The 13,911-nt window shown below is 59.9% G+C and carries 17 protein-coding genes; 6 read left to right on the top strand and 11 right to left on the bottom strand.

Annotated elements, in window-relative coordinates; genetic code table 11:
* Window positions 1–22: 22 nt before the first annotated feature.
* From K787_RS0100315 to K787_RS0100270, 10 genes are all read right to left on the bottom strand, one after another.
* Window positions 23–796, bottom strand: coding sequence for an SDR family NAD(P)-dependent oxidoreductase (locus K787_RS0100315; RefSeq protein WP_022960778.1), 774 nt, complete (start codon window positions 794–796; stop codon window positions 23–25).
* Window positions 797–898: 102 nt separating this feature from the next.
* Window positions 899–2,263 carry an ATP-binding protein gene (locus tag K787_RS0100310; RefSeq protein WP_022960777.1) on the bottom strand — a complete coding sequence of 455 codons (1,365 nt, stop codon included), beginning with the start codon at window positions 2,261–2,263 and terminating at the stop codon, window positions 899–901.
* Complete coding sequence (locus tag K787_RS0100305) at window positions 2,260–2,922, bottom strand: response regulator (protein WP_028614441.1); 663 nt, start codon at window positions 2,920–2,922, stop codon at window positions 2,260–2,262. Before K787_RS0100305 ends, K787_RS0100310 begins: the two co-directional genes overlap by 4 nt.
* 5 nt (window positions 2,923–2,927) lie before the next feature.
* Window positions 2,928–3,551: a tetratricopeptide repeat protein gene (locus K787_RS0100300; protein WP_022960775.1), complete on the bottom strand. Its 624-nt coding sequence runs from the start codon at window positions 3,549–3,551 to the stop codon at window positions 2,928–2,930.
* Window positions 3,548–4,393 (bottom strand): SDR family oxidoreductase, encoded by an 846-nt coding sequence (locus K787_RS0100295; RefSeq protein ID WP_022960774.1) that lies wholly within the window; start codon window positions 4,391–4,393, stop codon window positions 3,548–3,550. The genes K787_RS0100300 and K787_RS0100295 overlap by 4 nt, the downstream gene beginning before the upstream one ends.
* The gene (locus tag K787_RS0100290; protein ID WP_022960773.1) at window positions 4,377–5,054 is read right to left on the bottom strand and encodes an iron-containing redox enzyme family protein; all 678 of its coding nucleotides are present in this window, start codon (window positions 5,052–5,054) and stop codon (window positions 4,377–4,379) included. The genes K787_RS0100295 and K787_RS0100290 overlap by 17 nt, the downstream gene beginning before the upstream one ends.
* Window positions 5,041–6,528 carry an AMP-binding protein gene (locus K787_RS0100285; protein WP_022960772.1) on the bottom strand — a complete coding sequence of 496 codons (1,488 nt, stop codon included), beginning with the start codon at window positions 6,526–6,528 and terminating at the stop codon, window positions 5,041–5,043. The genes K787_RS0100290 and K787_RS0100285 overlap by 14 nt, the downstream gene beginning before the upstream one ends.
* Window positions 6,515–7,201: a thermostable hemolysin gene (locus K787_RS0100280; protein WP_022960771.1), complete on the bottom strand. Its 687-nt coding sequence runs from the start codon at window positions 7,199–7,201 to the stop codon at window positions 6,515–6,517. The genes K787_RS0100285 and K787_RS0100280 overlap by 14 nt, the downstream gene beginning before the upstream one ends.
* A 217-nt stretch (window positions 7,202–7,418) precedes the next feature.
* A complete protein-coding gene (locus K787_RS0100275; protein WP_022960770.1) occupies window positions 7,419–8,117 on the bottom strand; it encodes a class I SAM-dependent methyltransferase in 699 nt (232 codons plus the stop codon).
* A 142-nt stretch (window positions 8,118–8,259) separates the two neighbouring features.
* The gene (locus K787_RS0100270) at window positions 8,260–8,724 is read right to left on the bottom strand and encodes an OsmC family protein (RefSeq protein ID WP_022960769.1); all 465 of its coding nucleotides are present in this window, start codon (window positions 8,722–8,724) and stop codon (window positions 8,260–8,262) included.
* Between the two features lie 127 nt (window positions 8,725–8,851).
* Here K787_RS0100270 and K787_RS0100265 point away from each other — a divergent pair, with 127 nt between their 5' ends.
* From K787_RS0100265 to K787_RS0100250, 4 genes are read left to right on the top strand one after another with little or no spacing between them, the layout of a single operon-like run.
* Complete coding sequence (locus tag K787_RS0100265) at window positions 8,852–9,181, top strand: ArsR/SmtB family transcription factor (protein WP_022960768.1); 330 nt, start codon at window positions 8,852–8,854, stop codon at window positions 9,179–9,181.
* Entirely contained in the window at window positions 9,178–9,612 is a 435-nt protein-coding gene (locus K787_RS0100260) for a YeeE/YedE family protein (RefSeq protein WP_022960767.1), read from the top strand. The genes K787_RS0100265 and K787_RS0100260 overlap by 4 nt, the downstream gene beginning before the upstream one ends.
* Window positions 9,613–9,615: 3 nt before the next feature.
* Window positions 9,616–10,020 carry a DUF6691 family protein gene (locus K787_RS0100255; RefSeq protein WP_022960766.1) on the top strand — a complete coding sequence of 135 codons (405 nt, stop codon included), beginning with the start codon at window positions 9,616–9,618 and terminating at the stop codon, window positions 10,018–10,020.
* A 14-nt stretch (window positions 10,021–10,034) separates the two neighbouring features.
* Complete coding sequence (locus K787_RS0100250) at window positions 10,035–11,780, top strand: SulP family inorganic anion transporter (protein ID WP_022960765.1); 1,746 nt, start codon at window positions 10,035–10,037, stop codon at window positions 11,778–11,780.
* 6 nt (window positions 11,781–11,786) lie between these two features.
* Here K787_RS0100250 and K787_RS0100245 read toward each other — a convergent pair whose 3' ends face one another.
* Complete coding sequence (locus tag K787_RS0100245; RefSeq protein WP_022960764.1) at window positions 11,787–12,431, bottom strand: cytochrome b/b6 domain-containing protein; 645 nt, start codon at window positions 12,429–12,431, stop codon at window positions 11,787–11,789.
* 173 nt (window positions 12,432–12,604) lie between these two features.
* Between K787_RS0100245 and K787_RS0100240 the strand changes: the two genes are divergently transcribed.
* Both K787_RS0100240 and modA read left to right on the top strand, forming a co-directional pair.
* A complete protein-coding gene (locus K787_RS0100240; RefSeq protein ID WP_022960763.1) occupies window positions 12,605–12,982 on the top strand; it encodes a winged helix-turn-helix domain-containing protein in 378 nt (125 codons plus the stop codon).
* 126 nt (window positions 12,983–13,108) lie between these two features.
* Window positions 13,109–13,888 carry a molybdate ABC transporter substrate-binding protein gene (gene modA / locus K787_RS0100235; RefSeq protein WP_022960762.1) on the top strand — a complete coding sequence of 260 codons (780 nt, stop codon included), beginning with the start codon at window positions 13,109–13,111 and terminating at the stop codon, window positions 13,886–13,888.
* Window positions 13,889–13,911: the final 23 nt, after the last annotated feature.

Genomic DNA, 13,911 nt, shown 5'->3' with positions numbered 1-13,911 from the left:
CGTAGGCGACAGTTCTGCCCCGCTACAGGCTGTTGCTCAGATGCCCGCCATCGACGTTGATGATGGTGCCGGTCATAAACGAGCCCGCCTCGCTGGCCAGCAATAACAATGGGCCGCTGAGTTCTTCCAGCTGACCCAGGCGCCGCATGGGCACCTTCTCCTTTATATACTGCTGACCCTTGTCCGACTCGAAATAGTCGTTGTTCATTTCCGTGCGGAAGTAGCCCGGGGCAATGGCGTTGACCCTGATCTTGTCCCGCGCCAGTTCGATGGCCATCGCTTTGGTCAACTGCACTACGCCAGCCTTGGCCACTGCATAGTGGCTCAAACCCTGGCCTACGCGCAGGCCGAGAATAGAGGCGATATTAACGATGCTGCCACCCTGGCCGGATTTGGCCATTGCAACAGCGGCGCGATGCGCCACGCGCCAGGCACCGTCGAGGTTGGTATCGAGCATGCTGCGCCAGTTGCCCTCGGTCATTTTCAGAAAGGGCACGCCCTCGCCGATGCCGGCATTGTTGATCAGCACATCCACAGTACCGAACTGGGTTTCGGCTTCGATGAAACCGGCATTGACGCTATCGGCGTCAGTCACATCCATGGTCACGGCCAATGCCTGAAAGCCCTGATCCTGCAGGTCCTGCACCAAGCGCGCCAGACGGTCGGCGCGGCGTGCCGCTACCACCACGCGGGCGCCAGCGGCGGCCAGTACGCGGGCAAAATGTTCGCCCAGGCCGCTGGAGGCGCCGGTGATCAGGGCCGTTTTGCCGGTCAGGTCAAAACGTTGTTCAGTCATATTCTGTTTCCTCTGCAAGTCATCATGTGCGCAGTATCAACCATGCCGGGCGCAGGCTCCAGTACGTTGCTCTGGCGTGATAACCCTTGATCAACAGCTCAATTAAACCGGCAGACGGATATCCACACGCAAACCGCCCAGCGTGCTGTCATTGAGCCCTATTGTGCCGTGATGACGTTCCACCACGCGCTGGACGATAGACAGACCCAGGCCAGCCCCCGGTTGATCGCCGCCGGTGTAGAAGCGGTCAAGTAAGCGCTCACGCTCTGCTGCGGGCACGCCGTTGCCGCTGTCTTCGACGCTGAGCAACAGGGTTGCTACCGGTATCTCTTCGCGCTGCAGACGCAGCCGGATGCTGCCGCCTTCAGGGCAATGCTGGATGGCATTGCCGAGCAGATTCTGCAACAGCATGCCGAGTGCTCCTGGCTCCATAGCCAGCGTCTCGGGCAGTGCCGGGTCGATGTCAAACACCAGCTCCTGCCGCTTCTTCAATGCCAGCGGAAGTAGCTGCGCCAATTCGCTACGGCAGGTCTGCTGTAGATGCACGGGTTGTCGTCCGGGCTGTTGCTCGTCGGCCAGGCGCGCGAGGGTCAGCATCTGGGCGACCAGCCGGGTCGCGCGTTCAACCCCAGCATGCAGGTGGCTCAACGCCGCCTCGCGCTCTCCCGGATCGGTTGCCGCACGCGCATTGTCGGCATGAATCTGCAGTATCGCCAGCGGGGTGCGCAGCTCGTGGGCGGCGTCGGCGATAAAGCGCTGTTCGCGGGCGAGCAATTGTCCCAACTGATCCAGCATGCGATTGAGGGCTGCCTGCATAGGCTCCAGTTCGATGGGCAGGTCGCTGATCAGCAGGGGTTGCAGGCTGTGCGGATCACGATGCCGAATTTGACTGGCCATGCGTTCGAGGGGTTTGAGTCCTGAGCCGATTGCCAGCCAGACCAGCAACAGCATCAGCGGTATGCCGATCAGGTCGGGGATCAGCGTGGAGCGCACTATCTTGCCCACCAACTCCCCGCGCACGTCCGCGCGCTCGCCGACCCAGATCGCCAGTTGCTGGTCAGGATCGACAAGCACATAGCGTCGCCACTGGCCTTCACCCTCGCCGAGACTGGCGAACCCGGGTTGCCAGTTCACTTCACTCATGGCCGGGACGTTGAAAGAACGGGCAATAATCTGGCCGTCGGCGTCACGCACTTGATAGGCCAGCTTGCTTTCGTAGCGGTGCCCAAGGGCTGGCTGTTGACCGGCCGACTCGTTCAGGGCCTGGGCCAGTTGCTGGTGATCAATCTGTGCCTGTGGCAAGCGCAGCAAGCCTTGCAGCACGCGCGCGCTTTGGCCCAGTTGGGCATCGAACAGCTCTTCAATTTCATGCGCGGCATCGCCATAGCTGACCGCACTGAGGATCAACGAGCCGATCAGCAGCAAACCGAGTACGCGCAGCAAAATTCGTTGGCGTATGGAGTTCATACCTGTCGCTCGATCATGTAGCCAACGCCGCGCAGGGTGCGGATCAGCTCGGGGAAGAGTTTGCGGCGCAAATGGTGGATATGCACTTCCAGCGTGTTGCTATCCACATCCTCGTTCCAGCCATAGAGGACCTGTTCCAGTCGGTCGCGTGTGAGTACCCGGTCAGGCTGGGCGATGAGTTCATGCAGCAACACAAATTCCTTGCGTGACAGGCTGATTATCTTGCCGCCCAGTGTCACTTGCTGGTTCTGCGGATCAAGCACAACCCCGCGCAGGCTGATCAGCGGTTCAGCCCGGCCATTGCTGCGCCTGAGTAGCGCGCGCAGCCGGGCCTTGAGTTCGGCGCTATCGAATGGCTTGGTCAGGTAGTCATCCGCACCGGCATCCAGCCCGGCTATCCGATCCTGGATGCCGTCGCGCGCGGTGAGAATCAGCACCGGGACGTTATGATGACGGTCGCGCAAAGCCTTGAGAACCTGTAATCCATCCATGCGCGGTAAGCCCAGGTCGAGAATGGCCAGATCGAAGGGTTCGCTACTCAGTGCATGCAGTGCACTGACGCCGTCCTGCAGCCAGTCGAGTGTGTAACCCTCGGCTTTCAGCGCCGTCAATATGCCCTCGCCGAGGGATTTGTCATCTTCAACCAGCAGCAGGCGCATGGGCATTACTCAAGTGTATTGAGGCGTTCGCGAATCTCCTGCTGCCGACCTTTGTCAGCCAGCTCGCGGCCAGGTCTGGGCGGTGCTGCCTGGGCTTTCAGCAGTGCCGCTTTGGCTTCAGCATAGCGCTTTTGAACGATCAGGTAATCCGCCCAGAAATAGTTGCTGTCGATCCCGTCGGGGTTGAGCGCCAGGGCCTTTTGCAGCAACTCGGCGGCTTTGTCATGGTCGCCGAAGCCGATCGGCCAACCGGGTACCTGATAGTAGAGTGCGCCCAGGCTGGTGTAAGCCGAACCTTGCAAGGCGTTTGGTTCCAGCCTCAAGGCCTTTTCCAGTTCGGTCCTGGCCTGCTTGACCTTGCTCAGAGCACCGAGGCCTCCTTCGGCGCTGGCCCAGCTGCTGAGGATGATGCCCTGCCAGATATGCGCCGGGGCGCTATCAGGATTAGCCTGGGTCAATTGGCGGGCTTCGTCCGCCAGCAAAGAATAGGCTTTGGACTGTTCCTTGACGGGCATCTCGTAGTGGATCTGCGCCCAGCGCTGCTGCAGATTGCTGACGTCTGCCGCCTGGGCGGCAATGCTCAGGCCCCAGAAGGCGGCCGTCAGAGCCAGTTGTTTGAGAATGCTCATGATCTTTGCTCCAGGGTTTTGGATGACATGGGATCGCTCGCTACAGGTGCATCAGCCGCAGGGCTGGCATAGCGTTGAATAGTAGGTAACTGGCGGCGCAGGGCCTTGTCCAACAGTGATGGCAACAGGTTGTTGAGGCGCACAAACAGCCGCTCGGGCCAGCCGAGATGCACTTCGCGCAGGTCTTGCTCCAGCGCCCTTATCAGATGAGCCGCGACTCGCTCTGGGCTATCCATGGCCACCTGCAGCGCGTTATTCATTGCGTTCACTTGGGCACTGTTCATCTCCGTATGGGTCGCTCGGGGTGCCAGGTAGAGTACCCCGACCCGGGTGTCAGCCAGTTCGCGACGCAGCGCCTGGGAAAAGCCGCGCAGGGCAAACTTGCTTGCGCAGTAGGTGCTGAAACCGGCGTAGCCTAACGAGCCGAAGGTCGAGCCAATGTTCACCACGCAGGCCTGCGGTGCGGCCTTCAAGAGGGGCAGCAGCGCACGGGACAGCTGCAGATTGGCGGTCAGATTAATCTCGATCAGGTCGGCAATCGCCGCATCATCCATCGATTCGAACAGCCCGAAGTGATTGACTCCGGCAGCGTTCACCAGCAGGTTGAAGCCGGGCAATTGTCGGGCCGCAGCGACCACTCTGGCGCGGTCATCCGGCACTCGCAGGTCGGCCTGTACGCAGGAAACCTGTGCACCAAAGTCGCGTTCCAAAGCCTGTAGTGCCGGGGCCTGGCGGCCCACCAGCAACACCTGCGCACCGGCCTGGCACAATGCCGCGACCATGGCCTGGCCCATGCCGCCAGTGGCACCGGTCAGCACCACAACGCTATCCTGCAAGCGCATGGGGCACCTCCACCGAGCCGGGCAAAGTGCGAAACATGTCGGCATACAGCCGATAGATGACCCGGGCGGTATGAATGATCGCTTGCTGATCTGCCGGATCATCCAGACGATTGACCAACTGCTCGAAAAAAGTCATGTGTTCCAGATCCAGCGCGCCGTGCGAGGTCAGATAACTGAACGCCTTGTCCGGCAGTCCCAGACCCTGTTTCAAGCTGCCTGCGGCCTGAGTGGCGAGCGCGATGCTGGTACCCTCTAGTACAAACACCATGCCCAGCATCGACACCGGGTTGAGTCGGTTGATGCGGTCATACATGGTGCTCACCATTAATTCGGTGGCCAGTGCTGGTTGGCCGTAACGGATGGCTTCGGCGTCGGCACCGCAGGCGCGCAGATCATTGAGAATCCATTCCTGATGGCCCAACTCCTCTTCGATATACTCGGCCATGGCATTGCGAATCCACTCCTGCCTGGCGTTTAGTCGCGCACCGCAGGCCATCAATAGCGGCACAGTGTGGCTGACATGGTGAAATGCCTGGGTCAGGAAAGCGATATAGCTGTGGCGCTGTACCTGCCCTGCTAGTGCTGCCTGAATCAGCGGCGAGGCGAACAGGTAATCGCGCTCGGCCTCGGTGCTCTTGTGCAAGCGATCAAAAAAGTTCATGCGTTAACTCCTCGGGTAACAGGCCCTGTAGAGCCTGACGGTAGTGCTGAAAAATAGCGTCACGGCGCAGCCGGCCATTGCTGGTCAGCAGACCATTGGCGGTGGTAAAGGGTTGTGGGATGAGCAGCCAGTGATGCACCCGCGCGTAACTGGGCAGGCCGATGTTGGTACGGGCGATGCTTTCTTCGATCTGCGCGGTAGTGACCTGCCCATGGCGCGGCACGATCAGTGCCAGATTGCTGGGTAGGGCTTCGCCATGGACGCAGGCCTGGGCAATGGCCGGATCGCTGGTCAGTTCGGCTTCAATCCATTCCGGATTGACGTTGCGGCCAAAGGCGGTGATGAACTGGTTCTTCTTGCGCCCCAGAATGGTCAGGAAGCCGTCGTCAAGGCGGCCGATGTCGCCGGTGGGCCAGGGCGACGGGACGGGGTCGACACTATCCAGATAGCCCAGCGGGCCATTGCCGTGCACCAGTACCTCACCATCCTCGGCGAGGCTGATCTGCACATGCGCCAAGGCCTTGCCCACACTACCGGGCCGGTGCTGTGACGGGCGATTCAGGCACACCACCGAAGCGCATTCCGATAGGCCGTAGCCCTGGTACACCGGCCAATGCAATTGTGCCGCCTGGTTGAGCAAGGTGGGGGCAATGCGCCCTCCGCCAACTGCGATAAATCGCAGGCTGTCCGGCGGTTGGAGACCGGCACTGGCAGCCTGCAACAGGCCCTGAAGTAATTGCGGCACCAGTATCAGACTGTGCGGCTGGGCCTGATGCAGAACCTCCATAAGGCGTTGAATATCCAGCGTGTTGTTGCGCACGCCGGTATGCTCAGGCAGGTGAATGCTGGCGCCGGCTAGCAGCGCCGCATACACGCCGATGTTGTCCAGCAGCACGCCGAGCGGCAGCATTACCAGGTGACGCTCGGGGGTGACCTCGGCGCAGGCTGTCTGCAGGCTGAGGGCGACCGTCATCAACGCGTCTGCCGCCAGGCACACCCCCTTGGGCTGCCCGGTGGTCCCGGAGGTAAAGGTGATTTTGCAGGTGCCTTCGGGTAATGGCGTAGTGGGCTCTTTACCCAGGGGTGTCTTCAGGCGCTGCCAGCCCAGGCTCGTCCGGCTGAAGCCCATCTCTACTGGTTCTACCCCGCCGGGTAGTTCGCCGATAATGCTGTCGACTCCCGCACTGGCGAGCAGGTGGCGGACCTGCCCGGCGCTGAAGAAGGAAGGTACCGGTACGCATACAAGATTGCTGTACAGCAGGGCGAGATCCCAGAGTATCCAGTCGCAGCCGTTCTCCAGCGCCAGAGCCACCCGGTGACACCCGCTGTCGCTCAGCTGCTTGCTGCGTGCAGCGATCTGCCCAGGCAACTGACCATAGCTCAGGTGGGCCTGGTCATCGGTAAGGGCGAGCTGACGCGGTTGGTGCTCGGCATGGCTGGTCAGCGCCTGCCAGAAAGTCTCAAGCGCTGGCATGGGATGCCTCCTGTTGGTATGCGTACCGGGGTTGGTAACCCAGGCGTTGAAAGACGCCGTGTTGCTCTAGCTGCGCGAGCCCTTCGGGTATATAACCGGCCATTACCCGCGGCTGGGTTGCGTAATAACTGCCCCACTCCGCCTGCTGCTCACCCAGGCGTGCGGGCTCTGCCATGCCCAGATCAATGGGGCTGAGGGCCAGGCGCTGAAAGCTGTTGAGTAACATCGCCGTACCGGTAAATACCACCCAGATAAAGCCGTGGGCGGCCAGGTAGTGCGTCAAGGCAATGATCAACACGCGGGCTGCGCCGGGAGCCAGGGCGGCGAGATTACCTACCTCGACCATCTGCTCGCGCAGCACCGGCATGCCGCTGCGCATGCGGATCTGTGTGCAGGCAGGTAGGTCCAGGTATTGCTCCAGAAAGAGTGGGCTGGCGCTGGCGGGTCGCAGGCCAACAACAGCTTGCAAAGCGCCGTTCTGGCGTACGCTGAGCAACTGCGGCAGGTAGTGTCTGACGTGGGCACCGTAGGTATCAGCAAAACGCTGGTGTACGAAGCTTTCCAGTTGCACACGTAGCGGGTCTGCAGGGATTCGACCGCTGTTCAGTTCCAGTACGTATTGACGGTCGAATGTGGCCAGCGGCGATGGTGATGTAGCAAGTGGATCTGACATGGGCTTCTCTCCAGTGATGGAGAGAAGCTTGCAAGCTGAAACTTAAGATTGGCTTAAGCCGCAAAAGTTTGTTGATCGGTTAGTAGTAATCCACTCCACTCTTCTGCGCCCAGTAGAGACTGGTGGCGTTGCAACTGGTCGAGGGCAACGAAGCCGTCCAGCGCCACCACCACCAGCAGCTAAAGGCCCCTTGGCCATTTCGTTAAGCTTGAGGCAGTCACGACAGTGGCTCGTATTGATGAGCAACACGCAGAACGTACACCCGCCACATGGCATAGCCCGGTAGAAAATCCTTGTAGCTGTGGAGGGTGAATCCAGCCGCAACGAACAGCCCTTCAATCTCGTTGCGCCGGGCAACAAAACGGTTGCTGTTGCTGCCTGGCCCTCTTACTGCGCGTCTGGCTTCGGTGCGTTCCCGGCGTTTTGCCTTGATGTTGCCGTCCACCCAGAGAGAAATAATCAGACTGTCGCGCGTGACCCGCCGACACTCTTTCAGCAACGCCAACCGGTGGTCGTTACTTTCGATATGATGCAGTAGCCGCATACAGAAGATGCTGTCGACATGGTTGTCTGGCAGGTTGATGGCGAATGCTGATGTCTGCAGTAGCTGTACACGTGCCAGCGTCTGCGGTGAGTGCACCTGTTGCGCTACGTCCAGCATTGCCGCAGCGTTGTCCGCAGCAATTAAGGACCGCTGGTCATTGGCCAGCAGCGTTGGCCAGAATCGTCCGGCGCCGCAAGGGAGATCCAATACCCGTTCAGGCTGGTTGGCTTGTGCTAGCGCCCAGCCAGCGAGCTGTTGCTCGCGCCAGTTGGAAAGCTTGCGTGGCAGACCCTTGCGATGTTTTTGCCAGTAGGCTTCGGCATGCGTTCTGTTGTATTTGGCGGAAAAGGGCAAAGAGATAGGGGTGTTCATATGAGGCCTCCCGATAAATGAAAGGCCTCATATTCGTCGCGGCACCTTAAGGGAAGCTTAAGAAGCTCCTAGAACAAAACTATAGAGAATCGAGTGGGCTACCGCAGCCCAACTGAAGGACTAAAGTGTTCTCAGTATCGACTCAACCACCCAACACGCTCTGCTTGAGTTGTACGCCCTCGCTGTCCACCACGATCAGGTGAACGGGTAGGCATTGGGAAACGCTCTGCGATACGGTGCAGAACTGCTCGAACTGGTCGAGGATCCGCTCCAACCTGTCGATCTCCGACTGCGCATGCCCCAGATGCAGGGTGATGCTGACCTTGGCTACCCTTAAGCGTTTATCCGCATTGCGGCCCATCTCTGCGCTGGCTTCTGTGCGTATACCGTCGCTGGGTTGTTTGAACTTGTTCAGCGCGAATATCAGGCTGTCGGTCAGACAGGTAGCGACGGCGCTGATCAGCAATTCGACCGGGCTGGGGCCTGCGGCAGTGCCCAGCGGAGCGGGTTCGTCGGTGAGCATCGCGGGCGTTTCGCTGCCGAACTGGACCTTGAAGCGATACGCTTCTTGCTGTTCCAGCTTGAGTTCAATAGTGCCTTCGCTCATAGGGTGTCTCCCGATAAAATCTGAGGGTTAACGTGCAGTCAAAGTGGCTCATCAAGCAAACAATGGCTTGCTAACAATCTATTTTTATATATATTGTAAGTCAATAGATTGTTTCCGAGAGAGCGCAATGCGACCCGAAACCCAGCCCTTTGAGTTGCAGCGCCTTGAGCAGGCTGCCGGTAAAGCCCATGCCCTGCTCAAGGCGCTGAGCAACCGCGATCGTCTGATGTTGTTATGTCACCTGGCCGGGGGGGAGCGCAATGTCGGCGAGCTGGAGACCAACCTGGGGATTATGCAGCCAACACTGTCCCAGCAGCTGGGAGTACTGCGCCGGGAGGGGCTGGTGGCTACCCGGCGCGAAGGCAAGCTGATCTATTACCGTATCGCCAGTGCCGAGGCGCTGGCAGTTATCAATACGCTCTATCAATTATTCTGCACGCAGGAGAAGAAGCTATGACCATAGACTGGGCCAATTTTACCCCCTGGACGGCGCTCATTGGCGGGATCATGATCGGCTTGTCTGCTGCCTTGCTGGTGGTGTTCAACGGCCGTATTGCCGGCATCAGCGGGATGCTCGGCGGGCTCTTGACCCCGCGCCAAGCGGGCAACGGTGAGCGGCTGGTATTTATTCTGGGTATGTTAATTGCGCCGCTACTTTACTGGCTGCTGCACAGCAGGCCTACCATCGTCATCGAAGCTGGCCCGCTGGCGTTGGTCGTGGCCGGTTTACTGGTGGGCTTCGGCTCGCGCATGGGTTCGGGTTGCACCAGTGGGCATGGCGTATGCGGCTTGGCGCGTCTGTCGCCAAGGGGGCTGGTGGCCACGCTATCGTTTATGGGTACCGGTTTTATTACGGTATATCTGCTGCGTCATGTATGGGGAGCCTGAGCCATGCGTAAATTAATAGCCTTCGCTAGCGGCCTGCTGTTCGGCCTCGGGTTGATCATTGCGGGCATGGCCAATCCGGCGAAAGTGCTGGGTTTTCTCGATTTGTTCGGGCTCTGGGATCCGTCACTGGCGCTGGTTATGGCAGGCGCCATCGGCGCTGCTTTCCTGCCCATGCAGTGGGCACAGCGTGCGCCATGCTCGCTTAGCGGCGAGCCCATGCAACTGCCCGGCACGCGCCAGATTGATCGGCCGCTGGTGCTCGGCGCTTTGATCTTTGGTGCGGGCTGGGGCGTCGCCGGGTTCTGCCCAGGGCCTGCGGTGGTAGCCTTGGGCGCGGGCATGCCGCAAGCGTTGCTCTTCGTTGTCGCGATGCTTGCAGGTATGCTGTTGTTCAAACTTTATGACTGACTGGCCACTGCCTGATGCTGGAAAATCGACGCCTGCAACCCCCTGGTGGTACCGGCATACTCGCCTGGGCCCGGCACTATCGGCGCGCCTGGTTGAGCGGGGATCTGACCGCCGGCCTGGTGGTCAGCGTGATGATCATTCCGCAGAGCATGGCCTATGCGATGCTCGCTGGTTTGCCGGTGCAAATTGGCTTGTATGCCAGCCTGCTACCGTTGATCGGCTATGCGTTATTCGGCAGCAGCATGAGCCTGTCCGTAGGCCCGGTGGCAGTTACTGGCTTAATGACAGCCACCTTGCTTGCGCCGATGGCAGCCATTGGCAGTGACCAGTACCTGCAACTGGCGATCTGGCTGGCACTGCTATCAGGCGTGATGCTGTTTGTTTTCGGTCTGTTGCGGCTCGGTTTTCTTGCCAACTTTCTCAGCCACCCGGTGATCAGCGGCTTTATCAGCGGTGCGGCAATTCTGATCGTGCTTAGCCAACTGCCGCATTTGCTTGGGCTGGCGCACCTGCCCGCCAGCCCGATGCAGCTGTTGACGGATTGGCAACTGATCAACAGCCTGGTGTTGGGATTGGGCTTGGTTTGCCTGCTACTGCTGCTTTATGCCCGCAGTCTGTTGGCCGGTCACTTGAAAAGGTTGGGTTTTGCCCAGGAGCTGGCGACCCTGCTGGCGCGGCTGGCACCCATTGTGGTGGTCGGCCTGGCGATGGCGGTAACGGTGCTGGGCCAACTGGCCGAGCGTGGGGTGCCGGTGGTGGGCAGCTTGCCTCTGGGCTTGCCGTCACTGTACTGGGTGACGCCTGATCTGGGCAACCTGCGCTCTTTAATGTTGCCAGCGGCCCTGATCAGCCTGGTCAGTTTTGTCGAAAGCGTGTCTATCGCCCAGTCTCTGGCCCGGCACAAACGTCAGAGTATCGATGCCAATCAGGAATTGCTCGGGCTGGGTGCGGCGAACCTGGGGTCTGGTCTGGTCGGCGGTTTTGCTGTTTGTGGCGGTTTTTCGCGCTCGGTGGTGAATGTGGAAGCGGGGGCGAATACGCCCCTGGCGGGTGTGGTGGCCGCGTTGATCATCGGGCTTATTCTGCTGACTATTGCACCGATCTTCGCCCATTTGCCCTTGGTGGTATTGGCTGTGATTATTCTGGTCGCGGTCACGCCGTTGATCGACCTGGCCAGTTTGAAGCGCGCTTGGCGTTACGATCGGGCTGAGGGGCTGACGCTCTTCAGCACTGCTGCCGGGGTACTGTTGCTGGGGATTGAGGGTGGCATCGTGCTCGGCATATGCCTGTCTATCGCCGCACAGTTATGGCGCGGTAGCCGCCCGCACGTTGCGGTGGTCGGCCGCGTCCCGGGTACCCAGTATTTCCGCAACACCAAGCGCCATCTGGTGGAAACGGCGCCGCATACCCTGGCGCTGCGTATTGATGAAAATGTCTTTTTCGCCAACACCAAAGCGATTGAATTCTCTATCCTGAAGGCCCTGCGCGATTACCCGGATACCCGGGAAGTGCTGTTGATTATGTCTGCGGTCAACCATATCGATGGCACCGGCCTGGACATGCTCAGCGAACTCACCGAAGGCCTGCTGGAGCGCGATGTGCATGTGCATCTGGCCGAGGTCAAAGGTCCATTGATGGATCGTCTGGAAAGCACCGACTGGCTCAAGCAACAGGTGCGCGAGGTGTTCCCCAGTACGCATATCGCCTTTAATACCCTGGGCAGCTTGAAGCGGCCTGCGGCATTGCCAGAATCAGCTTGAGCGGCGCTAGGCGAGCGGTGTTATCCACGCGCCACTGGCAGCCCACACCGCTAGCGCCGTCAGCAGCAGCGCCAGTGTTAGTGCACCCGCTCCGGCTGGCCGGGTCGGGGCAGTGGCCTGGGTAACCCGGCGCTGGCCATGGATCATGCTGCCGAGAATCGGCTGGCCCCGGTACTGATAAAACAGCACGGCCAGCACATGCAGGCCCAATAGCAGATAGATGAACAGCTCGGTACCCCGGTGCCAGTCGCTGGCCAGACCGACGACCCAAGAGGGCACCTGCCAGGCTAGTGGACCGCTGAAGGCGACGTCATCGCTGCTAAACAGCCCGCTCAGTGCCTGACTGCCGAGCAGCACCAGCAGGGCGAAGACCGAGAGTGCTCCCAGGGGATTGTGGCCGGGGCCAGTCCAGCGCCCCTTGAGGTAAGCACTAATCCGGCCGGGGGTCGGGAAAAAGCTCGCGAAGCGTGCATAGTGGTTACCTAACAGCCCCCAGAGTAAGCGGAATACCAACAAACCGAACACCGTCAACCCGAAGCGGCCATGCCACAGCGTCCAGCCCAATTGCGCGGTAATCAGCGAACCGCTGATGGCCAACACCAACAGCCAATGAAACAGCCGTGTCGGAATATCCCAGACAGTGATCTGCATTTCGTACCCCACATAATGAAGTGCGCAGGCTAACGCCGGTGGAGGCCTGCGGCAAGGCGCCTGAAGCGGCTGCGCCAGATTGCCGCGTATCGGTATCCTGCAGCCGGGCTGTTATAGTCTTGAGTCGAGCGCCTGTATGGCATCCTCCACTCCCTGTAACGGTAGCCTCAGCCATGGTTCCCACTACCCCTTCACTGCGGTTGCGTCAGCGTATTCAATATGGCAATGCGATTGCTATGGGGCCCGGCAAGGTCGAATTGCTGCGGCAAATAGCGGCAAACGGCTCGATCTCGGCGGCAGCCCGGCATATGGGCATGAGTTATCGTCGGGCGTGGCAGTTGGTGGAGACCATGAATCAGTGCTTTCTGTCACCCTTGGTTGAAACCGCTGCCGGTGGCAGTGGCGGTGGAGGAGCCCGAATAACGCCCCTCGGCGAGCAGGTTTTGGCGCTGTACCTGCGGATTGAAGCAAAAACGTTAAAGGCAGTCAGTAACGAGCTGAGCGAATTCCAGGGCTTACTGGCAGCGCAGCCCCCCAGCGAACCACACTGAAGGCTACCCATTTAGGGTGTCTTGACGCCAAAACGGCTCCACCTTATGCTCTTCGCTATATTCAAATGGATATAGCGAGTTGTTGATTAAGCGCCCAACTCGATGGTTTTTCTCTGGAGAGAAGCAATGCCTTTGTTCGAGCGCCTTTGCACCAGCCCCGTCCGCTTGCTCTGCGCTCTGCTGTTACTGCTATTGATTCCGTCAGTGCAGGCCAGTGAAGCCGTGCGCATTGCCGCCGCCGCCGATCTGCGCTACGCGCTAGACGACATCGTCGAGCTCTATCTTCAGGCGCATGCTGATGCCAAGATCGAGGTGATTTATGGCTCCTCGGGCAAGATGACGACGCAAATCATCAACGGCGCACCCTACGACCTGTTCTTTTCGGCCGATATCGCTTTTCCGCAGAGGCTTAAGCAGCAGGGCCTGACCGCCAGCGAGCCGGCGATCTACGCGATTGGCCGCATCGTGATCTGGAGCAATACCCTGGATGCCGCCGGTCTGACCCTGGCAGACTTGAGCTCTGACTTCATTCAGCGGATTGCCATTGCTCAGCCAGCGCACGCCCCCTACGGTTTGCGCGCCCAAGAGGCGATGCAAGCCGCAGGTGTGTGGGAGGCCGTGCAGGGTAAGCTGGTATTTGCTGAGAACATTGCTCATACCGCGCAGATGACCCAGTCAGGCGCGGCCCAAGTCGGCATCATTGCCCTGTCGCTGGCCAAGTTTCCCGCGTTGGCAGAGCATGGCTATTACCTTATTGACGAGGCCCTGCACCAACCGCTGACCCAGGGCTATGTGCTCACCCAGCGGGGTGGCAACAAGCCGCAAGCGCGAGCGTTTGCCGACTTTATGACGACTGATCAGGCCCACGCCATCATGCTGCACTACGGCTTTGTCCTGCCCGAGTGAGCTAGCCAGACAAGCGAGGAAAG

This window comes from Halopseudomonas pelagia CL-AP6 (genome assembly GCF_000410875.1).
Classification (GTDB): Bacteria; Pseudomonadota; Gammaproteobacteria; order Pseudomonadales; family Pseudomonadaceae; genus Halopseudomonas; species Halopseudomonas pelagia.
The sequence above is the reverse complement of the archived record's forward strand: the minus strand, read 5'-3'. Positions and strand labels throughout refer to the sequence as shown.